A 24,451-nucleotide genomic window follows, 5' to 3' on the forward strand; every position below is an offset into this window, starting at 1 on the left:
CGGCTGTTGTGAGCGAAGGGCTGGAGACGCTGCATAGCGAACATGGGCGAAGCGGATTTGGCTCAAGCTAGGGACTATGAGTAGAGTACGAGAACCATACTGACGCCTATATTCAGGAGGGAGACGGCTTCAACGACTCAAGCAGCGCATTGCCAAACGGCAGTGAGCCCAGGTTGGTCTGCCCACCGTCGATGGTGATCACGGTGCCGTGGATGTAGCGGGCAGCGCCGCTGCACAGGAACAGTGCCAAGTCTGCAATTTCATTCGCGTCTGCGGCTCGCGCCATGGGAATGCCCGCCAGCACGCGCGCCCAGCTCGCGTCACCCTCAGGCGCAAGGCGCCTCATGCCTTCGGTATCCGCCACCGGGCCGGGTGCGATGGCGTTACAGCGCACACCACGCTGCGCCCATTCGATGGACAGCGTGCGCACCAGCATGTCGATGCCTGCCTTGGCCGCGCACACATGCGCTTGTGTGGCCATGGGCATCACCGATTGGACTGCGGAGACGGCCAGCAGATTGGATCGTCCTTCGCGCAGCAACGCCAGCACGGCGCGGAAGGTGTTCCAGGTGCCGACAAGGTCGATGTCCACTACTGTCCGGAAGCCATTGGATGACAGATTGGCGGCCTCGGCAACGAAGTTACCCGCTGCGCCTGCAATGCAAATGTCCACCGGGCCAAAAGCTGCGTGTGCCTGGCTGAAGGAGCCGGCTAGAGCGTCGAAATCGCGCACGTCCGCCGACATACCCTGCGCTTGCCCGCCCACTGTGCGGATGGCGGCGGCAGCGCCTTCGGCCCGCTCCAGGCTGCGCCCCACGATGGACACCGCTGCCCCTTGGGCCGCAAAACGTTCGGCGATACGTCGGTTGATTCCGCTACCGCCACCCGTGATCAGTGCGTGCTGCCCGCGCAGCAAGCCATCTTTGAAAACATCTGCCATATTGAGCTTCTTTGGGTTATGTGAAATCAGTGCGCCGAGTCTTTGTGGCGCAAGCAATAGGCCAGTGCCGCCGCCCCGATCAGGGTGCCCTGCAGCATCAGCTTGCCGGGCTCGCCTAGGCCCAGGCTGGTGAGGAAGTTGAAGAGAAAAACCAGCATGAACGCCGCAACCGCCGGGCCCAGCATGCCGCCGCGCCCGCTACCGAAGTTGATTCCGCCCAGGATGGACGCCGCCAGCGCGTTGAGGGCCAGATCCGCCCCCAGCTTGACGTTGCCCACGCCCACAAAGCCCAGGAGCATCACACCGCTGAGGGCCGACATGGCGCCCGAGGTGACATGCGCCACAAACACCACTTGCAGGTGCGGCAGTCCCGACAGGCCCGCAGCACGCGGGTTGGCGCCCACGGCATCAAGCACGCGACCAAAAGCACTGTGGCGTAGCCACAGTGCCAGCGGCACCAGGGTTGCAATCCAGAGCAAGGGCACCAGCGGCACCCCGGCCACACGCGCGCGGCCCATGGAACGCAGGATGTCGGGCGCATCGCCCACGGCATGGAACTGGCTCAGCGCAATCACGGTGCCCGACAGAATCATCGACACGGCCAGCGTGACGATGACCGCGGAAGCGCGCAGCCGCACGATCAACAAACCGTTGAACGCCCCGACCAGCGCACCAAACAGAATGCACAGCGGCAATGCGATGGGCCAGGGCAAGGGCATCACTCCGCTGGTCAACAGGTAAGACACCACCGCAATCACACCACCTGAGGACAGGTCGAGCGAGCGGCAGCGCATCACCAGAGACTGCCCGATGGCGGCAAAGCCCAGCGGCGCCGCTTGGCGCAAGATGAGCAGCAGTAAGAACGGAGAAAGCAGGTTGGGTCTCAAGGCCGCTGCGCTGACCAGAAGCACCACGGTGCCCAGATAAGCGGGTGGCAGCGCCAGGATGAATGTCATCGCCTGTTGCAGGCGGTACGCCAGCCCGGGGGAGGAGGATAGGGACATGGATGAAGACATGGGCGAACTCACATTCCTACGATGCGCCGGCGCTGCAGGCTCACGGCCGCAAGCAACAAGACACCGGTCAACACCCCGCGCATGAAGGGCGACACACCAAATAGGTTGAGACCATTGGTCATCAGTCCCAGACTCAGCACCCCGGCCACCACGCCAGCCACGCTGCCGGTGCCGCCTGTCAGTTGCACGCCCCCCAGGGCTACGGCCGCTACGGATTCCAGCGCATAAGACGCCCCCAGCGCCGGGTCTCCGGCCGCCACGCGCGCGGCCAGGAACAGTCCCGCCCACGCTGCCGCAACCGAGCACCACACATAAGCTCCCACCACCACGGATTTCACGCGCACGCCATTGAGGTAGGCGCTGCGCGGGTGGCCACCCACTGCGAACAGGTGCGCGCCAAAACGGGTCCGGCGCAGCACGATGCTGGCTGCCAGCGCTGCAGTCGCACACCACAACAGTGGTGCCGGGATGCCTGCCGCCTCGCCCGTCGCAGCCGCTGTCATGGCGGGCGCGATGGTGCCGCCAGGAATCGGCAGCACCACGTAAGCCAGGCCTTGCAGAAAAGTTGCGGTGCTCAGTGTCATCACCAGCGGGTGCACGCCCGCCATGGCCACGCCCATGCCGTTGACCGTTCCCACTGCAACCCCCAGGGCGGTCGCCATGGCGACGGCGGCCAGTGGATCGTTCTGGGTGGCGGCGAAGGCGGACGCCAAGCTCATCACCGAACCCACCGACAGGTCGATGCCCGCCACCAGCGTGACAAATAGCTGCCCCACCGCCACGATGAGCAGCGCGCCGATCTGGCCACTGAAGTTCAGAAGGTTTTGAGTGGAGCGGAAGTCTGCCTGAGTGGCGGCAAGCAGCAACACCAGCACGACGGGTAGGCCAAGGGTGTAGCGCGTCAGGCCCGTACGGGCCGGATTCAGAGTGGTCATGCTGTGGCCTTGTAGGGGGATTCGCTGCGCAGCGCGTGGCCCAGCAGCAGTTCTTCGGTGGCGCTGTGTCCGGGCACGTCGGCCACAATGGCGCCACCACGCACGACCAGGATGCGGTCGCACAGGCCGATCAGCTCGGGCAGGTCGCCAGAGACGGCCAGGATGGCACCTCCCTCGGCCGTGAAGCGGCGGAGCAGCTCATAGATTTCAGCCTTGGCGCCCACATCGACGCCGCGCGTGGGCTGCTCGACCAGCAGAATCTGCACGTTGGCCGCCAGCCAGCGGCCTAGCATGGCCTTCTGCTGGTTGCCGCCGGAAAGGGAGCCCACAGGCTGCGCTGGGGGCGTGCGCAGTCCCATGCGCTCGGCCAACCGGCTCACCAGGTCCGGGTCGCGAGGCGCCCGGCGCCACAGCGGGGTCTGGCGCAAGGGGCCGAGCCAGATGTTGTCTTCGATGGAAAGGTCGAGGTACAGCCCTTCGCCCTTGCGGTCTTCGGGCAGAAGGGCCACACCGCTCCGTACGGCGGCGGCCACGCTTCCTGGCGCAACAGTGGCGATCCGGCCATCGTCTGCCGACACACGCACGCTGCCGCCGTTGGGCTCCTGGGCCCCTGCCAGGCAGCGGATGATCTCGCGCTGGCCCTGACCTTCGAGCCCGGCAATGCCCACGATCTCACCCCTGTGCAGCGTGAACGAAACGGCCGGACTGTGGGGTGTGGCGGTGAGCTGTTTCACTTGCAGCGCAGGCTTCCCGGGTATGTGTGCCGGGCGTTCGGGGAACAGTGCTTCCAGCTCGCGCCCCACCATCAGAGCCACCAAGGCAGCGGGAGTGAGGCTTCCGATGGGCTGTGTGGCCACATGCGCGCCGTCCTTGAGCACCGTCACGGTGTCGCAGAAGCGGAAGATTTCTTCAAGCCGGTGGCTGATATAGAAGATCAGCTTGCCCTGTTCTTTTAGCGCGCGCAGCAGTGATTCGAGTTGGTCCACCTCTGCGCGGTTCAGCGGTGCAGTGGGTTCGTCGAAGATGAAGATATCAGCCTCGGAATGCAGGCCCTTGGCAATCTCCAGCAACTGTTGTTCACCCACGCTGAGGGTGCCGCACAGCCGGTCGGGGCCGAGCCCGATGCCGGTGCGTTGGAGCACCAGCATGGCCTCATGCCGCAGCGCGCGCAGGTTCAGCAAGCCACCGCGCGTCAGCTCGCGCCCCAGGCACAGGTTCTCGGCCACTGTGAGGTTGGGCAGGATGGTCAGCTCCTGGAACACGGTGGACACACCCGCGCGGCGCGCCTTGGCGGGCGTTCCCAGCGCCGCGCGGCGACCCTGGAGCAGGATCTCGCCGCTGTCGGGCTGGTGCACCCCGGCCAGCAGTTTCATCAGCGTGGACTTTCCCGCGCCGTTCTCGCCGGTCACGGCATGGATTGAGCCAGGCCAGCCCATCAGGCTGACCGACTTGAGCGCAGCGTTCTGGCCGAACGACTTGCTCACGCCGCGCAGCTCCACCAGGGGCTGGCGCTCCTTGATCGTCATGGTGCGCGCTTCCTGTTACTTGCTGCGGTAGGTTTCCACGATCTTGGCTTCGGGCAGCACCGTGGGCATCCAGTAGGAGTCGTTCAGCTCAGGGCGGAAGAATTTGTCGAGCTGGTCCCGCGCAATCGGTGCCGGCATCGAGAAGTACGAGCGGTACAGTGGTTTGCCCTCTAGCAGCGCGCTCGATGCGCGCACCACGGCAGTGCCCAGGCCCGGCGTCACGATAGGTGCCACGGTCTTCACACCCGCTTGCTTCCACACTCGCAGAAAGCCGTTGTTGGCCTCGCCCGTCATGGGCACCAGCGGCTTGCCTGCCTCCTTGAACACGTCGATGCACGCGCGAGTCATCTCGGCGCCCGAGAACCAGATGCCATCCACCGGCTGGCCCGAGAGCACCAGGTTCTCGCAGATCTGCTTGGCCTTGGCGTAGTTCCAGTCGCCAAAAACTTCGTTGGTGATCTTGAGGTTGCTGCCTTCAATGGCTTTCTTCAGTCCGTCGTAGCGCTGCTGCTCTTCATCCACGCCCGCAATGCCTCGGAACACCCAGAGATTGCCCTTGCCGCCCAACTCCTTGCGCAAAAACTCGCCGCCCTGCTGACCAAAAATGCGGCCGCCCGCCCATATCTCGGTGGTGGAAGGCACGGCGCGGCCATATGAGCCCAGCGTGACCACTGGGATACCTGCCTTGGCGGCCTTCTCGATCAGTGGCGCTCCGATGGCCTGCGAGATCGGGCCGATGATGAGCAGGTCCACCTTCTTGGTCATCAGATCTTCCACGTCAGCCACCTGCTTGGCGGGCTGCCAATTGGCCTCAGTGAAGATGAACTCACCAATGTTCTTGTCCTGTGCAGCGGCGTGGCGCATCTCGGCGATGAGCTGCACGATCCAGCTGTTACCCATGCCGGCCCATGAGACACCAATGCGCCAGGGCCCGGCCTTCTTGTACTGGCCGGGCTTGGTCTGCTCGGCCGTCGTGGCCGTGAGCAGACCGGGCGGCAGCAGTTCGACCTCGGCCGCATGCGCGGCCTGTGCGGCGGCCAGGCCGGCCAGTGCCAGGGCTGCCAGGGTTTTCTTCCAGCGGAATTTTGTGGATGCAAGCATGGTGTGTCTCCTGTTGTGGGTATGAAAGAACGGCGGAAAAAAAGGCGTGCAGGGGCCCGCGTGCGGCCCCCGGGGCCCCTCGTCAGGTAGAGATCAAAATGAGGGAGCAGGCGCCTGGTCAAGGCGCATGCATTGGCGCGGCCTTAGCCCGCTGCGCGTCGTATCCAAGCGATGAGGTTGGCAATCACCTCTTCGCGGTTAGTCTCGTTGAGTACCTCATGGCGCGCGCCGCCGTACACGTGGGTGGACACATCGCGAAAGCCCGCGCAGCGCAGACGGTTCACCAGCGGATCGAACCAGGCCAAGCAGGCGTTCACCGGATCGCGGTCGCCGGTGAAAAGGTACAGCGGCAAGTCCTTGCGCACGGCTGCATACAGCGCCGTGTCCGCCGTGCGGTTGCCCACGTCGAAGATAGAGAATAGCGACTCCAGGGTCAATGGCGTGCCACACAGCGGGTCGGCAATGAAAGCCGCTGGCACGCTGGGATCGCGGCTGAGCCAGTCGGCGGGCGTGATCGGTGTGCCCACGCTGGCGTTGGCCGTCTCGGGCGTCCAACCCGAGGTGCGCACATCCAGCATTTCCAGCGCGACGGTACCCGATAGCGCGACCGCATCGACCAGTGCAGAGTGCTCGATCAGATAGACCTGTGCCGCCATCGAACCCATGCTGTGCGCCACCATGATGACAGGCAGGCCGGGATGGCGCTCTCGAAGCGCACGGGTCACTGCAGCCATGTCGTCCACCAAGGCCGCAAAACCGCGCGGGCCAAAATCGCCGGCCGTGCCTGCATCAAAAGCCGACTGGCCATGCCCCCGGTGCTCGCTGCCGTACACCACGTAGCCTTGTGCCGCCAGCGCCTGGGCCACATGGCGGTAGCGGCGAATATGCTCGGACATGCCGTGCACCAGTTGCACCACGGCGCGGGGTGCGGCGAAAGCGGCTGGCGTGGCCCAGGCATACGCTTCAATGGCATGGCCATCGGCTGCTGCCACGCTGAAGCGCGTTTCGTTGGTGTTCGTTGTGCTCATATGTCTCCTTCGATTTTTTTCGTTGTCTGGCCGGCGCATCGTAGATCGCGCCATTGCGCACCGTCAGCCAGAAAATTCCCCGGGCGTTGAGGGAATTTTCTGCCTGCTGTGTTTCGCGCAATGGCTGCTCTGGTATGTGGAGTGCGAGAGAAAACGGCTTTTGTGATCGTCTGCATTCGATTTATTGCTATTGTTTTTTTTGCTGCAGGGCATCCGATGCACCCATCGGTGTCAGCGCAGCAGCTGCCCTTCGCTGCCCAGCACGGTGAAATCCACATAGCGCCCGCCCTGGCGCTCGTCCCGGCCATAGCGCACCACAAAACCGCCCAGGTCAAGCGTGCCCAGTTGTTCCAGTGCGGTAGCCACGCGGCCTGGCGTCCAGGCCGTGCCCCCTGCGCGCCGCAGGGCCTCCACCAGCACCTTGGCGGCAATGAACGCCTCGAAGCCCGCGTAGCTGGGAGCGGCGTCCATGGGCCCGTAGGTGGCCAGCAGAGCCCGGTATTCGCGCACCAGCGGCCGGGCACCTCCGTAGGGATAAGGCACAACCTGCGTGAAGCCCATCCCCCGTGCCACAGTGGAGCCGACCTGGGCCAGCACTTCCTGGTGGTCGGCCCGCGCAAAGCTCAGCAGTTGTGCCGTTCCGCCCGTGCCTCGGTACGCTTTGGCGAATGCGGCGACCTGGCGTGTGGACGCCATGAGCACAATGGCCTCGGGCCGCAACGCCCGCAGGGCCGTCACAGCGGCGTCGAATCCTTCCGGGCCGAGGGTGGCGGCTCCTGCCAGGGTGAGTCCCTTGCGGGTAAGTGCTGTGCGCAAGGCTTCGAGGGCACCGAGGCCGTCCTCGTCGGCCGCGTGCACCATGGTGATGCGGCGTGCCCCCAGCGTGGCCAGGTGTCCGGCTAGGTGCTCGGCCTCGCCTGCGTGGCCGGTGCGCACGTGGAATACCTGGGGATGCACTGGCTCGCGCAGCCACTCCGCCCCAGTGGCGGGTGCGAGCAGTGGCACGCCCGACGCCACTAGGAGCTTCTGCGCCAGCAGGGCGCGCACGCCCTGCGCGAGTGGGTAGCCCATCAGCAGGGACGCCTGCTCCTGCTGCACCAGCTGGCGCGTGTTGCGCACCACGCTGGGTGGATCGAAGGCGTCATCCAGCACCACATGGCGGATTGGTGTGCCCTGGATACCGCCGGTGGCGTTGACATGGGCGAACCATAGATCGGCGCCCAGCCTCAACTGCCGCCCCAGCGCAGCTTGCTCGCCCGATAGTGGCAGCGACTGCCCCACCACCAGCTCCGCCACGGGTGCCGCGCCCACTGACAGGGCCCCGCACAGCCCCCCGATAACAACCAGCCTGCGCCAGAAAATTTGCTCCACCTATGTCTCCTTGTGTTGTGGTGCGCGATGCTGGGTGCGTAGGCGGCGGGCGTCTGCGGGATTTTTCCGTCCGGCACGCCAGGGTTTTCTGCCATGGACCCGCTCTGCGGTATGGACTTATCTGCTCTGTCGTACAGAAATTTCTGGCATCCAGATCGCAGCCCTTTGCCTACGCTCGGCGCACTCTTACAAAAGAACGCCAGGAGACCAGCGTGCAGACACCCCAAGACCGCGTGATCGAGCGCACCCCGTCCGCTTACAGCTACCCATTGCTCATCAAGCAGCTACTGCACACCCCGCTGGCCAACGCGCCGGATCAGGAGATCGTGTACCGCGATCTGTTTCGAACCACCTACCGGGGTTTTGCGGGCCGCATTGCGCAGCAGGCCCATATGCTGCAGTCGCTGGGTGTGGGGGCGGGTGATGTGGTGGCGGTGATGGACTGGGACAGCCACCGCTACCTGGAGAGCTACTTTGCCGTGCCCATGATGGGCGCCGCGCTGATGATGGTGAACATCCGGCTGTCGAACGAGCAGATCGCCTATGCGCTGGACCACAGTGGTACTACCACGCTGCTGGTGCATGCCGACTTCCTGCCGGTGCTTGAAGTCATCCACCCACGCCTGCCGCAACTCCGGCGCATCGTGCTGCTACAGGATGCGCAACCCGCACAAACGCCGCTGCCGACGGTGGGTGAGTACGAGTCGCTGATGGCCGTGCAGCCTACGGCCTTTGAGTTCCGCGACTTTGACGAAAACACGCTGGCCACCACGTTCTACACCACCGGTACCACGGGTCTTCCCAAGGCGGTGTATTTCAGCCACCGCCAGATCGTGCTCCACACGCTGGCGGCGGCGTCAGGCCTGGCATCCAGCCCGCAGCACCAGCGTTTTCACCGCGGCGACGTGTATCTGCCGCTCACGCCGATGTTCCATGTGCACGCCTGGGGTCTGCCGTTCGTGGCCACGCTGATGGGGGTCAAGCAGGTGTATCCGGGCCGCTTCCGGGCTGAGCACATCGTGGACCTGGTGGCGCGCGAAGGCGTGACGTTTTCGCACGGCGTGCCCACTGTGCTGCAGATGGTGCTGGCTGCTGCCCAAGGGCGCCGGTTTGAAGGCTGGAAGATCGTCTCGGGCGGTTCGGTGATGCCGCCCCACCTGTGCAAGGAGGCGCTGGCACAGGGTATCGACATCTTCACGGGCTATGGCATGTCGGAAACCTGTCCGCTCCTCACGCTGGCGCAGCATCCCGCGCAGCCGGGCCTGGATGTGCCCGATGACTTCCGCCTGACTGCAGGCTGGAGTGTGCCGCTGGTGGACCTACGGGTAGTGGATGAATCCCTGCACGCGCTACCCCGCGACGGCAAAGCCGTGGGGGAGGTGGTGGTGCGTGCGCCCTGGCTCACGCAGGGCTATCGGGGCAATGCCGAGGCGTCGGAAGCCCTTTGGCAAGGTGGCTACCTGCACACCCAAGACATGGGCCGCATCGATGCCAGCGGCTGTCTGCGGTTAGTAGACCGCATCAAGGACGTGATCAAGACCGGGGGCGAGTGGGTGTCTTCGCTCGACCTGGAGCAGCTCTTGGCCTCCCACCCGGGTGTTGCCGAGGCCGCCGTGGTGGCCGCTCCTTGCGAACGCTGGGGTGAGCGGCCCATCGCCGTGGTGGTGCAACGCCCTGGCAATGGGTCTGCCACCGAGCAGGCCCTGCGCACCTTGGTGCTGGAGCATGTCGAGCAAGGCCTGATCCCCCGCTATGCCGTACCCGACCGCATCCATTTTGTCGAAGCCATCGACAAGACCAGTGTGGGCAAGTTCGACAAGAAAGTCCTGCGCCAGAAATTTGCACAGGCGCCAGCGCACGAACCCCTGACGGCCTTGGCCTGAGGCCGTACCCCCGCGCTGGAGTTCTTGCGCCAACGGTCCCGCAGGCCCCACGACCCGTGGGGCGCAGCAGGCTGTCCCCTCATTTTTACTTAACCACAACAGATCCCTCGAAGGGAAGGAGACCACACGCCATGATTGCCCGCATCACACTGCCCGCCGCGGCCCTATTGCTTGCCAGCACGTCGGCCTTCGCGCAGTCCAACATCACACTGTCGGGGCGCATCGACCTGAACGTGGGAAAAGACATTGGGGCCGGACAGACGCGCATGGGGACGGGCTCCATGAGCCACCTCACGTTTGCTGGCACTGAAGACCTGGGTGGCGGCATGCTGGCCAGCTTCAAGCTGGCGACCCGGATCAACGCCGACAGTGGTACGACCAACGCGCCTGGCGCGGTGCTCAACTCTCCTGCAGGCACCTACTGGACGCAGGAGTCGTCTGTGGCCCTGCGCGGAGGCTGGGGTTCACTCACGCTGGGGCGGCAGATGACGGCGGCGCTGCTGCCGCAGCTCCTGGTGGACCCCTGGTTCTGGGACAACACCACAAACGGCTTTGCAGCAGGTACGGGTTATATCGGCAACCTTTGGTACAACGATGCTGCCACCTATGCTTACGACGCGGGTGCCTTCTCGTTCACGGCGCAGGTGGCGGCCAAGGACGCCAATCCTGGCTGGTCGGGCACTCCGCACAAGACGCCGTACTCGTATGCACTGGCTTTTGCGCCGGGCCCCTGGCAACTGCGCTTCGGCTACGAGAAGCCCGCCGACGGGCGTTCCAAGCTCGCCACGCTGTTCGGTGGCTATGACTTTGCCGCGTTCACGCTTAACGCCATGGTGGCTGGTGGTACGGACCACACCGATGCCAGCGTGCGCACATGGGCCCTGTCGTCGGTGGTCCCTGTGGGCACGGGCCAGTTCCGGGCCAGCTTCGGGCACTACAAGCGCGCCGATGTGGTTGCCTCGCAGAAGTTGGCGCTGGGTTATCACCACTTCCTGTCCAAGCGCACCAGCGTATACACAACTTTCGCGCATGACAGCAAGGCACCCGCGCGCAAGAGCGGCTACGAGGTAGGCTTGCAGCACGTGTTCTGAGTGTCAGACCGCTTCCAAGACATGGTTCCCGGAAAAGGATCGGAACATTCCATGGGGTTGCTCACAGTTTGGAATGATCGTGCTGGTGTGGCGGCGCATGCGCTTGCGGCTTTCTCCGTGGTGGGGGGAGTTGCCGCATTGGCGATGGCACCGCCAAGCCAGATGCAGCTGGGGGTCATGGCTTGCCTTGTGCTTGCCGGCTGTTGCTATGCTGGGCTGGCCATTCGATCGGCCCGGAACGCCGGTCGTCTGGCACAGGCACGTAGGCAGGTGCAGCAGTTGGTGGCGGGCGCGCTGGAGGCACCGCCGCAAGATCCGCGCGGTGCAGACCCGGCGGAACCGCTGCTTCAGGATCTGGCCGCGCTTCAGCAGCGCATGGCTGCCGTGGTGCGCGATGTGCATGCAGGCACATTGGCCATCGCGACATCTTCGGGCCATGTGGGCAGCGACCACACGCGCTTTGCCGCCATGATGAGCACGTTGGCGTCGTCGATAGACGATGTCAACGGCTCTATGGAGCAGTTGGCACCAGCCCTGCAGGCCAATGCCGATGATGCCCAACGGGGGCACCACATAGCCAACGGCGTGCTGGAGCAAGCGAAGCAAGGCGCACAGGTGATCCAACGGCTGGTGGAAACCATGGGCAGCATCACAGGCAGCTCGCGCAAGATTGGCGAGATCATCAGCCTGATCGACAACATCGCGTTTCAGACCAACATCCTTGCACTCAACGCTGCGGTAGAGGCTGCACGGGCGGGGGACGCGGGGCGAGGGTTTGCCGTAGTGGCCAACGAGGTGCGCAACCTCGCAACGCGCTCCGCCGCAGCCTCTCGCGAGGTGCGCACCCTCATCGAAGGGTCGGCCCGCAGTGTTGATGCCGGTGCCGAGATGGCCGGACAGACAGGCCGGACCATGGCGGGACTGCTGGACGGCGTACAGCAGGTGGCGAGCATCATCGAGGCCATGGCTACGGCGGTCCGGCAGCAAACGGCAGGCATGCATGCAATTGGTGCGTCTATCGCGGATCTGGATGTGCTGACGCGTCAGAACGCATCGCTCAGTCGCAATGCTGCCGAACCGGTCGCAGCGCTGCACCAGCAGGCACTGCAACTGGTGCAATCGGTGGCGTCTTTCGACCTGGGAACCCAAGCCCATGCCAGCGCAGATGATGCAAAGGCTCTCGTGCAGCGGGCCGTAGGGATACTACGGAGCCGTGGCGGCGCCGCACTGATTGAACAGGTCAACACCCCTCAGAACGTCGAACTCATCGACCGGGACCTTTACCTAGTGTTGTACTCGACTGACGTTCACTGTGTTGCCCATGGCACTAACACCCGATTGGTCGGTGTAGATGGCCGCAACTTCAAGGATCTGGATGGCAAGCATTTCGTGGCCGAGATCGTCGCCAGCGCGCGGCGCCAGGGTAGTGGCCATGTGAGCTATCGTTGGCTGCACCCGCTCACGCAGGAGGCGATGACCAAGTCCGCTTACTTCGAACGCCATGGTGACCTGGTGGTGACCTGCGGATCTTATGTCACCCCCACGATCACCGCTTGACGCGAGAGCGCCCGCCCCCTACCGTTGTCCTGTATTGATCCCGCCACGACCGACCCATGCAGCTCCAGCTTCCACCTTCGACCGCAGATGACTATCTGGACCTGTCATTCAAAGCGATCGTCGAGCAGTCGATCACGGGCATCTATGTCATACAGGATGAAATCTTCGTGTACTCGAACGAGACCTGGGCCCAGTTCTTCGGGCGCAGCCGTTCCGAGATCGTCGGCATGTCGCTGCGCGACCTCGTCCCTCCATCGTCCATCGACTACACGCTGAAGATGTACCACCAGCGGATCGCAGGTGAGATCGACAGCGTGCGCTACATCACCCCTGCCATTCACAAACAGGGGCGTATCGTGCTGCTTGAGGTGCATGGTTCGCGCATGGCCTACCGGGGCCGACCTGCGGTGATGGGGGTGGGCATTGATGTAACCGAGCAGACCCTGCGCGAAGAAGAGCTGCGCCAGGCGCGCAACGATCTGCAGCAACTGGCTGCGCACATCAACCAGGAGCGCGAGCGCCAGCGGACCCTGTTCGCGCGTGAGCTGCACGATGTGCTGGGCGGGCTGCTGGCCTCCATCAAGATGAACGCTCAGCGCGTGCAGCGTCGGGTCAACGATCCTGCGCTCCAGGAGATCGCTGCGGACCTCATGCACATCACGCGCCAGGCCATCCAGTCGGTGCGGGAGATGTCCGAGGAGTTGCGGCCCAGCGGGCTCGACCACTTGGGGCTGGCCTCGGCCATGCAGCGCGAGCTGCGCCAGTTTGCGGCGCGGCATGCGCTGCAATGCCAGTGGGAAACCTCGGACACGCTGGAGGGGCTGGAGATCGACCGTGCGACCAGTGTGTTTCGCATCTTCCAGGAGGCACTGATCAACATTGCCAAACACGCTCGTGCCGGGAAGGTTTGGGTGTCCTTGCGGCAGGAGGCGCCCAATCGGCTGTCGCTGGAGATCCGCGATGATGGTGTGGGCCTCGCCGCAGGCCCCCACCGCAGTGATGCTCGAGGCCTGCTTGGCATGAAAGAGCGGGCACGTGAGTTGGGCGGCACCCTGGATCTGCAGTGCGCGCCTGGGGCGGGCACGAGCCTTCACCTTTCAATACCCGTGACACCATGATCAGAGTCCTCGTTGTTGATGACCACACCATCTTCCGATCGGGGCTGCGCAAGCTGCTTTCGGACGAAGCGGACATGCGCGTGGAGGATGAAGCGCGCGATGTGGGTGAAATGTTGGCCAAGCTGCGGGGCGCCCCTTTTGAAGTCGTGTTGCTGGATGTGAGCATGGCAGGGCGCAGCGGATTGGAGGCCATGCCGTCGCTTCGCGCCGAGTTTCCGAAGATGCCGGTGCTGCTGCTATCGATGTACCCGGCCGAGCAGTACGCCGTGGTGGCGCTGCGCGCGGGCGCCAGTGGATATCTCACCAAGGATGCCGAGGCCGAGGAACTGATCCACGCCATCCGCGAGGTGGCCGCTGGCAGGCGTTACCTCAGCAGCATCGCGGCTCAGCGGCTACTGCTGCAGACGGCCAGTGCAGACGACGACCAGCCGCCGCACCACAAGCTGTCCGCCCGCGAGCACCAGATCATGCTCATGATTGCTCAAGGCATTTCCTTGACTGAAATCGGCAAAAAGATGTTCATCAGCGTGAAGACGGTGAGTTCCAGCCGAACGCGCATTCTTCGCAAGCTGGGGGTTGAGAGCAACGCCGAACTCGTGATGTATGCGATCCGGCATAAGATCGTTCATGGGTAGTACAGACCGCTCTCGGCGCGGATGGTTCGCGCAGTACTTTTGAGGCGGAGAAGTACTTATCGCGTGTTGGCGTCAATGGGGCCGCAATTTCCACTATTTGCTGGGGATGGTCAGCTATTCAAAGTACGCGCTGTGATACCTTGATGGCTGGCGGTCAAGCAGGCCTGCTCAAGGCTGGTTGCGGGCACTTGCTCAGTCTTTACGAATGCGTACTATTACCGGATAGTTGCCAGCAGTCTGATTGTTAAAGCAGACGCCCGGAGCACTTGCCGCACAACCCCATCCGGCCGACCACTACCAGCGGGCATCTACACTGCGGTGATCATTCCCTGGAGCCACCATGCCTGAAACGCTCGCCGTTCCTCAGAGAATGCGCCTGTCCTCGTGCGACTACGCCGGGCGCGACAAAGCCGATGCAGTGCGCGAACTGCTGGGCCGCGAGGTCATGCGCGTGGATCTGTGGCCTTGCGAGGGCGCGGTTCCGCTGGATCTGTCAGCTACCGTCATGCCTCTGGGCGACGACTGCGTGTACGTGCGCACCGAGCACACGCCCATGCACATCTGGCGCTCGCCCGAGATGCTGCGCGATGGTGCTGACGACGTGTACCTGGGGGTGAGCTGGAGCCGCAGCACCGTCCACACGCCGCGTGAAAGCATTGACCTTTCGAACGGCAGATTCGGCATCATCTCCAAAGCGCGCGTGCACGAATACATCACGCCCCACGGCGGTTGCAGCGCTGCCATTCTGGTGCCTCATTCCGCTCTGGCGCAGCAGGTGCCGGGGCTGGAAGAAGCCCCTCTGCGCTTACTGCCCCCAGACATGCCCGAACCCGCTCTCGCCATGGGCTATGCACAACTGCTTGCCAGCATGCCCGGTGACCCCGCCTTGTCCTTACCGCTGCTGCAATCGGCCCAGTCGCACCTGCTGGAGCTGATGGCCCGTATGCTCGCGCCTGTCGCGCGAAGCGAGCAGCCGCCCGAGAGCGATGCACTGCACGTACCGCGCCTGGCACTGATTCGGCGCGACATCCTCGCGAGCATTGACCAGCATGAACTGAGCCTGGCGCAGATCGCGCGCCGGCACCACCTCACTCCGCGCCAGGTGCAGCGCCTGTTCGCGCGCGAGGGCACCTGCTTTTCCGACTTCGTGCGCGACGCACGGCTCGACCGCGTGCGCGCCGCGCTGGCCGATCCCCGCCAGCGCCACCGCCTGGTGCTGCAGATCGTGCAAGACAACGGCTTCGACGACTTCTCCGCCTTCAGCAGGGCCTTCAAGCGGCGCTTCGGCATGACGCCGACCGAGGTGCGCAACGCAGGTTGAGTATTGCGCGTTGCGCACGCGACGCCCGGAGCCTTTGCTCTTTATGTCGTTTTGAACCAGTCATTTGTCGTTGCCGACAACGACACCGCACAGCCCTTTTCCCAGAATAGGCTGTGCCATGACAAGCACATTTCTTCGCCCTTTTCGTCCTTTGCGCCGTTTCAGCGGCCTTTCCATCATCCTCGCCCTGCTGGCCGCAGGCAGCGTACAGGCCGCCATCCCTGCATCGCAGCGGCAGTACCTGCTGGATTTGTATGCTGCCACCGGTGGCCCCACCTGGATCGACAACACCGGCTGGGGCGGCGGCGCAGGCACCGAGTGCAATTGGCACGGCGTGACGTGCGATGGGGGTGCCACCACCGTCACTGAGCTGCATTTGAGCAGCAATCACTTGGTCAATTCCGTGGGCGTTCCCGTGCCCGACTGGGCGGCGCTGCCTGACCTGCAAAGAATCGCCCTGGGCAACAACCAATTGACGGGCCCCGCGCCCGCCATTGCGGGCCTTGCGCAGTTGCAGGACTTCAACCTCGCCGTCAACCAGTTCACCGGTGCGCTGCCCACCCCTGCCGGACTGCAGCACCTGGATGCCTACAACGTCAACGCGAACCAGTTCAGCGGCAGCATTCCGGCGCTTTCCGACCTCCCGGCGCTCACCCGATTCACGGCGCGCGACAACCAGCTGACCGGTCCCATTCCACCGCTCACCGGCGTGTCCACCCTGGAAATCTTGGCCCTGCAGAACAACCAGCTAACGGGCGGCGTCCCCGTCCTGCCGCCGGGGCTGCTTCGGCTGAACGTGAGCAACAACCAACTCACCGGCCCCGTACCCGCTGCCCCCAACGCGCTGGACGCCGGCGACTCGCACCTCTGCCCCAACTACCTCACGCCCTCGAACAGCCCGGCGTGGGATGCGGCCACAAGCGAAACACCCTGGTACGACAACTGCACCGCCCCGCCGCCGGGGCTGGGCGGCACCACTGCCGTGCCCACGCTGGGCGAATGGGCACTGGTTCTTCTCGCGTTCACCGCCGCCGCGCTGGGCCTGGGCGCGCTGCAGCGGCGTAGGGTCTGAAGCCTTATTGGGCTCCAGCGCCCCCCCACAAAGCACAAGCAGCTATCTATTTCATAGAAGAACCATCACCATGACAGCCTCTTTACTCCGCCGTTTTCTTGCCCTCATTGCCCTGCTGGCCGCAGGCAGTGCCCAGGCCGACATTCCCGCATCGCAGCGGCAATACCTGTTGGACTTTTACGCCGCCACCGGCGGCGTGGACTGGACACAGCAGGACAACTGGGGCGGCGCCGTCGGCACCGAGTGCACCTGGTACGGCGTGGTCTGCACGGGCGACACCGTCACGAGGCTGGAGTTCTCGTCCAACCACCTGGTCAGTCCCGCGAACACGCCGCTGCCCGACTGGTCGGCTCTGCCGGACCTGCAGGCCATCGAGCTGTACAACAACCAACTGGCTGGCCCCGTGCCGGCCATCGCGGGCCTGGCGCAATTGGAGTTCTTTAGTATCGGCAACAACCAGTTCACAGGTGCGTTGCCCGCGCCCGCTGGGCTGCAGCACTTGCAGTGGTACTACGCCCTCAACAACCAGTTCAGCGGCAGCCTCCCGCCATTCGAGAACCTGCCGGCGCTGCGGGTGGTGGGGCTGCGCCAAAACCAGTTCACGGGGGCCATCCCCTCGCTGGCCGGCGCGCCCGCGCTGGAGCAACTGGGCCTGGGCTACAACCAGCTCACGGGCAGCATTCCCACGCTGCCCCCGGGTTTGCAGCGCCTGTATGTGAACGACAACCTGCTCACCGGTCCCGTGCCCGCAGCGCCCAATTCGCTGCTCACCAACGATTCGCAGCTCTGCCCCAACCACCTCACGCCCTCCGTCAGCAACGACTGGAACGTGGCCACGGGCGAGACGCCCTGGCACGCCGCCTGCACCCCGCCGCCGCCCGGCCTGGGCATCACCCCCGTCCCCACGCTGGGCGAGTGGGCGCTGGCGCTGCTGTCGCTGGCCGCCGCCACGCTCGGCTTCGTGGCGCTGCGGCGCCAGCGGGTTTGAAGCATTTTGGCCTCCAGCAGTTCGACGTCATCCTGCACTACCGCGTGCAACAGGACCACCCGCAGCGCCCGCGGATGCACGGCCAGCGAGCCGGCTCCGAGCAGACCATCCTCCGGACCCCGTAGTGTCCAGTTTTCCATATACGACTCCGCCGCCTTGCATCGTTGCGGCAAATTACCCGCCCAGTCGTTGCTCGATCACGGGCCTCCAGGGTACCAAGCTGAACGCCTTACCGTCATCGAGCATCGCATAGCGGCACTGGAGAGCATCACGCTGCAGCGGTAGATGCCAGCTGTACGCTGGCCGTCGGCTAGGGGGCACTCCAAGTCAGTTTCGGAGGCAATGTCCCTGGTGGACTGCGCTAATTCGCGATTGCGCAGTGTGCCCAGTAGGTTGCGCACCAAGACCACACATTGGCCGCGCCCCTGGGGCTGCTCCTAACCGGAAAGAGCCCACCGCCATCTGAAGCAACTCTCCCATTGAGAATCTAGTAGCTGTGGGCTCCAGCGTGCCCTTCATCGCGCCAGGTCCGTCCTTGTAGAGGGCGGATTCGGTTTTGCGCGCGTGCGCAGTCAATTGGCCTCGCCCACTGCAATCCCTTTGAGATGTCATCTGCAGAACTGCCACGCCATTGGTGTGCGAGAAGGGGAGGGGGCGTACAGCGTCGGCACCTGTTCCTCCACGAGGCAATCCATCGCACAGCGCTGTCTCGTAACCCCATTCATGAGCATTTGCTGCTGAGGCGACCGAATCGCGCCGAAGTTTGCGGGTCGGTTCAAGACCGAGGTCTGCCGATCAGTTCCCGACGGCCAATGGATTCGGTGTCGCCTCGGCGATTTTCGTGAGGGTGTTGCGATCGGTGTGGTGAAAAGGTTCGACCAAGCCCTTGATTTGCATTACCGTGTCTTGATCGTAGGACCAAGTCCCATCAGCGTTGAACATGACCTTGATACGCCACTCCATGGTAGTGAATGCATGCTCAATGAATGGGTTGGACACGATCCCGTTCACCAGACTTCCGTGCGTGGCTGAGAGTTCGAAGCTATCTGACTCTGCGCTCGTTTGGCCGCTTGCCATGGCGATTTGGCCCCGTGGGATTGCCAGGGTATGTATGACAGTTTGGGTGGCGGGCTCCCACAACCAGTAGCCCACTTGGTCGTGATACATCTTCTTCAGGCCTGGCTTGTGAATGTAGGTGTGGTATCTCAGGCCATACAGGACCTGTGGGCCATTGGTTTGAGGGTCTATCGGTTGCAACTCATAGTGCTCGACGTAGACCTGTGTCTTTGGCCCTTGTGCCTTGGGTTTGACATCAATGCCTTTCTCGCCACGCCAAACGCCCGCCATTCTGCGCAACGGTCCGAGGTTGGCGAGGGTATCTCCATCCAGATTGGAGGGTTCCGTGTAAATATCTTCGGGAAAATTGGGCATGGGTGAGGCAATGGTTGAGGTCGTCGGTGGTTCAATTGTTGCTTGCATGAGTATCGCTGGATACGAAATCGCCCCTTCTCGTCCTGCGAACCATCCGAGGGACAATGACGTACAACGGGCGTTTGTTGCTGGGATGCGAGTGCCAGTTGTGCCCCATATCAGGATCAGCTGCGGGCAGCATGCTTCTCCAGTGTCAAACTGACAACCTCAAGCCAGAGGTAAGGGGCATCCGGTTAGCTGATCGGGATGCCCTCTCCACAACACGAGATAAGCTTTTGCGATGAATGCTAGGCTTCTGGTGGCTTCACAGGTTCTATTTTTCTACTCATCGTGATCGTCCGTCCACGTCCTCACTGGCTGCGTATGCTGTTTGTGCTACGAGGGTCGGTCCTGCCTGACATCGCCCCTCAACTGGTTGCAGCGACGGGATTCGCGGTGCTCGTGACGATGTGCCACGGGCAACTTCTTCAGTGGAAAATCCAGCTGACCTTCGTGCCGTTTTCGCTGATCGGCCTGACTCTGGCAATATTCTTGGGGTTTCGCAACAGTACAAGCTATGCGCGCTACTGGGAGGCACGCATGTTGTGGGGGGTCCTGTTGAATGACACACGCTCGTTGGTTCGGCAAGCCCTTACACACATCGATGATCCATCACATACGCGCGACTTCGCGATGTATCTGATTGCCTTTGTCCATGCTCTGAGACATCAGTTGCGCGGCAGTGACCCTTCCCCTGATCTTCGGCGCCTGCTCTCGGACAGTGATTGTGCCCGCTTGCAGAATTTGCGCTACAAACCGGCTGCACTGCTGCTTCACGCAAGCCATTGGGTTCGTGAAAAACGCCAGGAAGGTGTACTGTCGCCGGTGCTCGTCCCGGTCATGGAATCCTCTATGACCCACCTCTGCGATGCACTCGGCGGCTGTGAAAGGATTGCCAACACACCGATTCCGTTCACATATTCCGTACTGATTCATAGAACAGTCTTTACCTATTGCCTGCTTCTACCCTTTGGTCTGGTTGACTCCATTGGGGCCATGACTCCCGTTGTCGCGGGATTCATTGCATACACTTTCTTTGCTTTGGAGGCTGTGGCGGCGGAGATCGAGGAGCCATTTGGGATGGCTCCGAACGACCTTGCTCTGGATGCAATGTCCAGCATGATCGAGGAATCTCTTCGTGAGATGCTTGGTGAGCAGTTGCTCGAGAAGCCCGATGCCGCAGAAATCATCTTGACTTGATCGGGCTTGTCGGGACATTTTTTTGAAGACCCGGGCCTTGCGTCGTTTCTTGTCCTTGTACAACTTCATGCCGGCATGGCGCACGACGTCCCTGGAGTTCTCACTCTCCTGAGTCTAGGCAGCGCTTCCGATACGCCCCTGGTTTCGATGAACTCTGCATGCTTTCGCACGGTCCTCTGGGAAGAAAGTGAAAATCCAGCGCAAGCAGGATGCGATGAAGAGTGGCGTGAGAAGCAAGCGGAGAAAATCTCTGCCGACATCATCCGTCTCCTTCTAAAAATTCTCCCATTCCTCATTTCTGCCTGAAGGATGTTTCACGGCTTGGTCCTGTGGAATGGCGGAGGCACGCTGCCCTGTTTTTAGCACGGCCACGCGACTAGTCACAGGAGCGGTTGGTACCGCACGCAGGGCTGGCAGCGGCATCGCTGGAGGTTTGTTCTGTTGAGGGGATGTTGGGGAACTGATGGAACTGTCACTTCTACCGTTGTTTGGCAGCTTAAACACCGCTACAGCACGGACCAGTTCCCCCGCCTGGGCGTTCAGTGCGCTGGCTGCTGCGGCCATCTCCTCCACCAGCGCCGCGTTTTGCTGAGTTACCTGGTCCATCTGCGTGACGGCTTCTCCCACCTGGCCGACGCCTGCGCTTTGTTCACTGCTGGCCGCACTGATCTCACCCATGATGTCTGTGACCCGCCTGATGGATGTGACCACTTCGGTCATCGTTGTCCCTGCCTTGTCTACCAGAAGGGTGCCTTGCTCGACCCGTTCCACGCTGGCGGTGATAAGGCTTTTTATTTCTTTGGCGGCGTCGGCGCTGCGGCCAGCCAAGCTGCGGACTTCACCGGCCACCACGGCAAAGCCACGGCCTTGTTCGCCCGCCCGGGCTGCTTCCACCGCAGCGTTCAAGGCCAGGATGTTCGTCTGAAAAGCGATGCCGTCAATCACACTGATGATGTCTGCAATCTGTTTGCTGCTGTCGTTGATGCCCTTCATGGTTTCGACTACTTCAGCCACTACGTCGCCACCCTGCACCGCCACGGTGGATGCATTCACTGCCAACTGGTTGGCCTCGCGGGCGTTGTCCGCGTTTTGGCGCACGGTGGAACCCAGTTCTTCCATGGATGCGGCGGTTTCTTCCAATGCGCTGGCCTGCTGTTCCGTCCGGGCTGAAAGATCGTTGTTGCCCGAGGCTATTTGCGAACTGGCTGATGCCACGCCTTCAGCGTTTTGCCGTACTGCGCTGACGGTATTCACCAGACTCTGCTGCATGCGATGTAGCGCGCTCAACAACTGACCCGTCTCGTCCGTTGTCTTCACGCTGATATGGCCGCTGAGGTCACCATTCGCGACACGGTCCGCCGCTTCCACTGCCTGTGCCAGCGGGCGGATGATGGAGCGGATGATGGTGATCGCCAAGAAGATCGCCAATCCAACTGCTATCGCACCGGTGATCCATACATCGCGTTCCAAGGATCTGGCCGCAGCCTCCGCCCGCTCGCCAGCGGCCGCAGTGACCTGGGCTTGGTAGTCGACCTGTTCCTGGATCGTCTTCTGGTACTCCAGTTGCACAGGCCGAAGTCGATCTTGAAGCAACTTCAACGCCTCGTCCCTCTCTCCCTTCTGAATCAAGCTGATGTACTCGTCGCCCAACCCCAGGAAGCCCGTTCGGTGCTGCTGCATGCGAGCCAGGATCTCTTTCCCTTTCTCAGATCGGATCAAGTCGGTGAGTGTAGGAAGTTCCTTTGCAATCGATGCCCGCGCACCCGCCACTCGTTCCAGAGATGGCTTGACGACGGTGTCGGATGTCGACAGCGCAAGATTCCGAAACTGGATGGCTTGAACGTTTACTCCATCCGCCAGCGCGCCCATGGATTTGGTAATGGGAATCCGCCTGGTGACGATGTCATTGAGCTCTGTGTGTTGGCTTGCTGATCGTGCTAATGCAACGCCCCCCAGAATAATAAGCAGAAGCACCATGGCTGAGAAAGCTGCCACAAGCCGAGTGGAAATACTCAGACGATTCATTCTTCCCTCCATTGTTGTTTATTGGATTTGGCTGCCATTCGTTCCTGTGGTGGAACACCCTTGACCTGTCCACTCTCGTTCCTGTTCACCAGCACTTCGATCTCCTTAAACCGGCAGGAGATTCACTGGTTCGCATGCCGTTGCCTTTGAACTGCATGATTGGGAGGGCCTTTGGTGGCGCCTCGGACCGACTTTTCTGTGTCAAATGATGATCTGCACCTAGGTTTCTTCCAGAACCTTGTAGCGGGCCGAGCGGGCGCGATCCAATACGTGCCCAACGTGCAACCGCCGGGGAGCAGCACTTCCAGCGGCATGGAGGTGTGTACGAGTGGCCTGGCTTTTTTTGGTTCGGCATTGAGTTGCTGTGCCAACGCGCCTCTTGCCCGTGGCGGCTGCCTACATCGCACGATCCGTCCTTTGCAGCAGCGTGCCCACATCTGTGTTTTTCCATCGGATTTCCTGTTGTCGTAGATATCTTGGAATTCCGAAACAGCAGTGCAACCGTTGTTTGCACTGCCAATTTTGAACCACCCTCATCGCGCTTGCACTGCTTTCCCCTTGGAGGAAATGCGTTCAGAAAACGCGTATTCATATCTATCAGATTTGGACCGGCAGGACGCGATTTGGTGTTGAAATGCGCACTAGTCCTATGCAAAGAAATCCATCAGCAACAGCTTGTTTGTAGAGTCGGCCATGAGAAATATCAATGACAAAATTGCCGCAGAATCAGCCAATGTTGGGTCGGCAAGACAGGTGGCCGTGGTGGTTTTTGACGGGGTGGAATTGCTTGACATTGCAGGTCCCCTGAGCGTCTTTAGCAAGGCGAACGTCTGGCTTCCGGGAAGCTACGCGCTGCGCGTGCTCGCGGCGCATGACAAGGCCGTCAACTCCAATGCTGGACTTGCGATCCTGCCCGACGCACCTTGGGCTGCGATTGATCCTCGATCGATCGATACGCTCATCATTGCCGGAGGGCATGAGGATGTGGTGCTCCATGAACTGCAACGTAGTGATCTCTCTGAATGGATAAAGGCAGTTGCATCCAGTGCTCGCCGAGTGACGAGTGTGTGTACTGGAGCGTTTGCGCTTGCGCATTCCAACGTACTACAAGAACGACGCTGCACGACCCATTGGAGTGCCTGTGGACTGCTTCAACGTCTGTGCCCTGGCACGACAGTGGTCAGCGACCAGATATTTGTGCGTGATGGAAACGTCTGGACCTCCGCCGGAATCCTGACGGGGATTGATCTTTCGCTTGCGTTGGTTGAAGAGGACCTGGGTAGGGACTGCGCATCACAAATTGCGCGTCTCTTGGTGCTGTCAGGAATGCGCCCTGGCCAGTCTCCGCAGATGAGTCCGCTCCTGAACACCCAGGCGCAAGCCAGCGACACAATGAGGGATTTGCTGGCCTGGATTTACCAGAACCTGGCCAACGACCTGAGCGTGGAGACCATGGCAGAGCATATATCCCTCAGTCCGCGGCATCTCACGCGGTTGTTTCAGCGGGCTACCGGGAGTAGTCCGTCGAAGTACGTGCTGACAACCCGCTTGAGCCATGCCGCATTGCTACTGCGCGAGACGGATTGGAGCATTGATCAAATTGCCCATCGGTGTGGACTGGATTCGGTAGACACGCTTCAGCGTGGGTTTAAAAAGCATTGGGGCGTAACGCCTGGAGAATATCGAAAGAGCGACGGATTGATCTCGGACAGCACGAATCGGAGCGTAGTATCGTGAACCTAGATGAGGCCTATAGCGCATTGACTCGCTTGGGAACAGCCCGAATGGATCGGTCACCGAGAAAACCGAAACTCAATGGCAGGCTGCATGGTGAGTTCCTCAACGTCCACGAATCCGTCAGGCTGCACGAGGTCAGCAAGAAGAGGCCTCCGCAGGCTGCGTGTCCGGCGAGCACCCCTTGCGTGACATCGAGCAAATGAGCTTCACATCTGCGATCCGCGATAGCCAGCCTGCCAGCGATAGTGAGCACCACGGCCGTCTGTTGCCGCCTGCCATCTTTTCGATGAAAGCATCGAGCATCATATTGACGCGCTCCGCGTACCGATGCGTCCCTATGTCTCAGAGAATCTTTACCGGTCAACACGGTCTTCCTGCTTTCAGGAAGCGTCTCGCAACTACATGCAGTCAACATCCTACGACCAGTGTAGCCCTGC

Annotated in this window: 19 protein-coding genes and 2 pseudogenes; 10 read left to right on the forward strand and 11 right to left on the reverse strand. The window is 62.3% G+C overall.

The genetic code is table 11. The features are described 5' to 3' along the window. Positions 1-112 precede the first annotated feature (112 nt). From AC07OC_RS09055 to AC07OC_RS09085, 7 genes are all read right to left on the reverse strand, one after another. Positions 113-997 carry an SDR family oxidoreductase gene (locus AC07OC_RS09055; RefSeq protein ID WP_494600924.1) on the reverse strand — a complete coding sequence of 295 codons (885 nt, stop codon included), beginning with the start codon at positions 995-997 and terminating at the stop codon, positions 113-115. Next, positions 967-1,944, reverse strand: a complete 978-nt coding sequence (locus tag AC07OC_RS09060) for an ABC transporter permease (RefSeq protein ID WP_494600926.1) — start codon at positions 1,942-1,944, stop codon at positions 967-969. Before AC07OC_RS09060 ends, AC07OC_RS09055 begins: the two co-directional genes overlap by 31 nt. A gap of 20 nt (positions 1,945-1,964) precedes the next feature. Beyond that, positions 1,965-2,891: an ABC transporter permease gene (locus tag AC07OC_RS09065; protein WP_494600928.1), complete on the reverse strand. Its 927-nt coding sequence runs from the start codon at positions 2,889-2,891 to the stop codon at positions 1,965-1,967. After that, positions 2,888-4,417, reverse strand: coding sequence for a sugar ABC transporter ATP-binding protein (locus tag AC07OC_RS09070; RefSeq protein ID WP_494600930.1), 1,530 nt, complete (start codon positions 4,415-4,417; stop codon positions 2,888-2,890). Before AC07OC_RS09070 ends, AC07OC_RS09065 begins: the two co-directional genes overlap by 4 nt. Positions 4,418-4,432: 15 nt before the next feature. Continuing rightward, positions 4,433-5,518, reverse strand: coding sequence for an ABC transporter substrate-binding protein (locus tag AC07OC_RS09075; protein WP_494600932.1), 1,086 nt, complete (start codon positions 5,516-5,518; stop codon positions 4,433-4,435). 143 nt (positions 5,519-5,661) lie between these two features. Then, complete coding sequence (locus tag AC07OC_RS09080; RefSeq protein ID WP_494600934.1) at positions 5,662-6,546, reverse strand: alpha/beta fold hydrolase; 885 nt, start codon at positions 6,544-6,546, stop codon at positions 5,662-5,664. A gap of 231 nt (positions 6,547-6,777) precedes the next feature. Continuing rightward, entirely contained in the window at positions 6,778-7,917 is a 1,140-nt protein-coding gene (locus tag AC07OC_RS09085) for an ABC transporter substrate-binding protein (protein WP_494597075.1), read from the reverse strand. A gap of 212 nt (positions 7,918-8,129) precedes the next feature. On the opposite strand from AC07OC_RS09085, the gene AC07OC_RS09090 reads away from it, so the two are divergent. From AC07OC_RS09090 to AC07OC_RS09125, 8 genes are all read left to right on the forward strand, one after another. Then, positions 8,130-9,800, forward strand: coding sequence for a long-chain-fatty-acid--CoA ligase (locus AC07OC_RS09090; RefSeq protein WP_494600936.1), 1,671 nt, complete (start codon positions 8,130-8,132; stop codon positions 9,798-9,800). A 131-nt stretch (positions 9,801-9,931) separates the two neighbouring features. Then, a complete protein-coding gene (locus AC07OC_RS09095; protein ID WP_494600938.1) occupies positions 9,932-10,891 on the forward strand; it encodes a porin in 960 nt (319 codons plus the stop codon). A gap of 51 nt (positions 10,892-10,942) precedes the next feature. Beyond that, complete coding sequence (locus AC07OC_RS09100) at positions 10,943-12,448, forward strand: methyl-accepting chemotaxis protein (protein ID WP_494597070.1); 1,506 nt, start codon at positions 10,943-10,945, stop codon at positions 12,446-12,448. A 56-nt stretch (positions 12,449-12,504) separates the two neighbouring features. Next, positions 12,505-13,566, forward strand: coding sequence for a PAS domain-containing sensor histidine kinase (locus AC07OC_RS09105; protein ID WP_494600940.1), 1,062 nt, complete (start codon positions 12,505-12,507; stop codon positions 13,564-13,566). Then, positions 13,563-14,201 carry a response regulator gene (locus tag AC07OC_RS09110; RefSeq protein ID WP_369643960.1) on the forward strand — a complete coding sequence of 213 codons (639 nt, stop codon included), beginning with the start codon at positions 13,563-13,565 and terminating at the stop codon, positions 14,199-14,201. Before AC07OC_RS09105 ends, AC07OC_RS09110 begins: the two co-directional genes overlap by 4 nt. 340 nt (positions 14,202-14,541) lie before the next feature. Next, on the forward strand, positions 14,542-15,522 hold the full coding sequence (locus tag AC07OC_RS09115; RefSeq protein ID WP_494600942.1) for a helix-turn-helix transcriptional regulator: 981 nt from the start codon (positions 14,542-14,544) through the stop codon (positions 15,520-15,522). Positions 15,523-15,673: 151 nt separating this feature from the next. Further along, positions 15,674-16,594: an IPTL-CTERM sorting domain-containing protein gene (locus AC07OC_RS09120; RefSeq protein WP_494600944.1), complete on the forward strand. Its 921-nt coding sequence runs from the start codon at positions 15,674-15,676 to the stop codon at positions 16,592-16,594. A gap of 70 nt (positions 16,595-16,664) precedes the next feature. Continuing rightward, positions 16,665-17,582 carry a leucine-rich repeat domain-containing protein gene (locus tag AC07OC_RS09125; RefSeq protein ID WP_494600946.1) on the forward strand — a complete coding sequence of 306 codons (918 nt, stop codon included), beginning with the start codon at positions 16,665-16,667 and terminating at the stop codon, positions 17,580-17,582. Between the two features lie 177 nt (positions 17,583-17,759). On the opposite strand, the pseudogene AC07OC_RS09130 reads toward AC07OC_RS09125, so the two are convergent. Both AC07OC_RS09130 and AC07OC_RS09135 read right to left on the reverse strand, forming a co-directional pair. Continuing rightward, positions 17,760-18,004, reverse strand: a pseudogene (locus tag AC07OC_RS09130) (DUF3363 domain-containing protein); the annotation flags it as partial. A gap of 373 nt (positions 18,005-18,377) precedes the next feature. Continuing rightward, positions 18,378-19,013, reverse strand: a complete 636-nt coding sequence (locus AC07OC_RS09135; protein WP_494600948.1) for an FABP family protein — start codon at positions 19,011-19,013, stop codon at positions 18,378-18,380. 330 nt (positions 19,014-19,343) lie between these two features. Between AC07OC_RS09135 and AC07OC_RS09140 the strand changes: the two genes are divergently transcribed. Beyond that, complete coding sequence (locus AC07OC_RS09140) at positions 19,344-20,252, forward strand: bestrophin family protein (protein ID WP_494600949.1); 909 nt, start codon at positions 19,344-19,346, stop codon at positions 20,250-20,252. Positions 20,253-20,525: 273 nt separating this feature from the next. Here the strand turns inward: AC07OC_RS09140 and AC07OC_RS09145 are convergent, their stop codons facing one another. Beyond that, positions 20,526-22,277 carry a methyl-accepting chemotaxis protein gene (locus AC07OC_RS09145; protein ID WP_494600951.1) on the reverse strand — a complete coding sequence of 584 codons (1,752 nt, stop codon included), beginning with the start codon at positions 22,275-22,277 and terminating at the stop codon, positions 20,526-20,528. Between the two features lie 693 nt (positions 22,278-22,970). On the opposite strand from AC07OC_RS09145, the gene AC07OC_RS09150 reads away from it, so the two are divergent. Then, positions 22,971-24,014, forward strand: a complete 1,044-nt coding sequence (locus AC07OC_RS09150) for a GlxA family transcriptional regulator (protein ID WP_494600953.1) — start codon at positions 22,971-22,973, stop codon at positions 24,012-24,014. 142 nt (positions 24,015-24,156) lie between these two features. On the opposite strand, the pseudogene AC07OC_RS09155 reads toward AC07OC_RS09150, so the two are convergent. After that, positions 24,157-24,353 (reverse strand): annotated as a pseudogene (locus AC07OC_RS09155) (IS3 family transposase); the annotation flags it as partial. Positions 24,354-24,451 lie beyond the last annotated feature (98 nt).

The organism is Acidovorax sp. GW821-FHT10E04, assembly GCF_059415185.1.

Excerpts from the sequence above, each read along its gene's own strand:
- AC07OC_RS09110 (WP_369643960.1), top strand. The coding sequence starts at position 13,563 with ATGATCAGAGTCCTCGTTGTTGATGACCACACCATCTTCCGATCGGGG.
- AC07OC_RS09100 (WP_494597070.1), top strand. The coding sequence starts at position 10,943 with ATGGGGTTGCTCACAGTTTGGAATGATCGTGCTGGTGTGGCGGCGCAT.
- AC07OC_RS09080 (WP_494600934.1), bottom strand. The coding sequence starts at position 6,546 with ATGAGCACAACGAACACCAACGAAACGCGCTTCAGCGTGGCAGCAGCC.
- AC07OC_RS09070 (WP_494600930.1), bottom strand. The coding sequence starts at position 4,417 with ATGACGATCAAGGAGCGCCAGCCCCTGGTGGAGCTGCGCGGCGTGAGC.
- AC07OC_RS09145 (WP_494600951.1), bottom strand. The coding sequence starts at position 22,277 with ATGAATCGTCTGAGTATTTCCACTCGGCTTGTGGCAGCTTTCTCAGCC.
- AC07OC_RS09060 (WP_494600926.1), bottom strand. The coding sequence starts at position 1,944 with ATGTCCCTATCCTCCTCCCCCGGGCTGGCGTACCGCCTGCAACAGGCG.
- AC07OC_RS09075 (WP_494600932.1), bottom strand. The coding sequence starts at position 5,518 with ATGCTTGCATCCACAAAATTCCGCTGGAAGAAAACCCTGGCAGCCCTG.
- AC07OC_RS09125 (WP_494600946.1), top strand. The coding sequence starts at position 16,665 with ATGACAGCCTCTTTACTCCGCCGTTTTCTTGCCCTCATTGCCCTGCTG.
- AC07OC_RS09135 (WP_494600948.1), bottom strand. The coding sequence starts at position 19,013 with ATGCCCAATTTTCCCGAAGATATTTACACGGAACCCTCCAATCTGGAT.
- AC07OC_RS09105 (WP_494600940.1), top strand. The coding sequence starts at position 12,505 with ATGCAGCTCCAGCTTCCACCTTCGACCGCAGATGACTATCTGGACCTG.
- AC07OC_RS09095 (WP_494600938.1), top strand. The coding sequence starts at position 9,932 with ATGATTGCCCGCATCACACTGCCCGCCGCGGCCCTATTGCTTGCCAGC.
- AC07OC_RS09115 (WP_494600942.1), top strand. The coding sequence starts at position 14,542 with ATGCCTGAAACGCTCGCCGTTCCTCAGAGAATGCGCCTGTCCTCGTGC.
- AC07OC_RS09150 (WP_494600953.1), top strand. The coding sequence starts at position 22,971 with ATGAGAAATATCAATGACAAAATTGCCGCAGAATCAGCCAATGTTGGG.
- AC07OC_RS09065 (WP_494600928.1), bottom strand. The coding sequence starts at position 2,891 with ATGACCACTCTGAATCCGGCCCGTACGGGCCTGACGCGCTACACCCTT.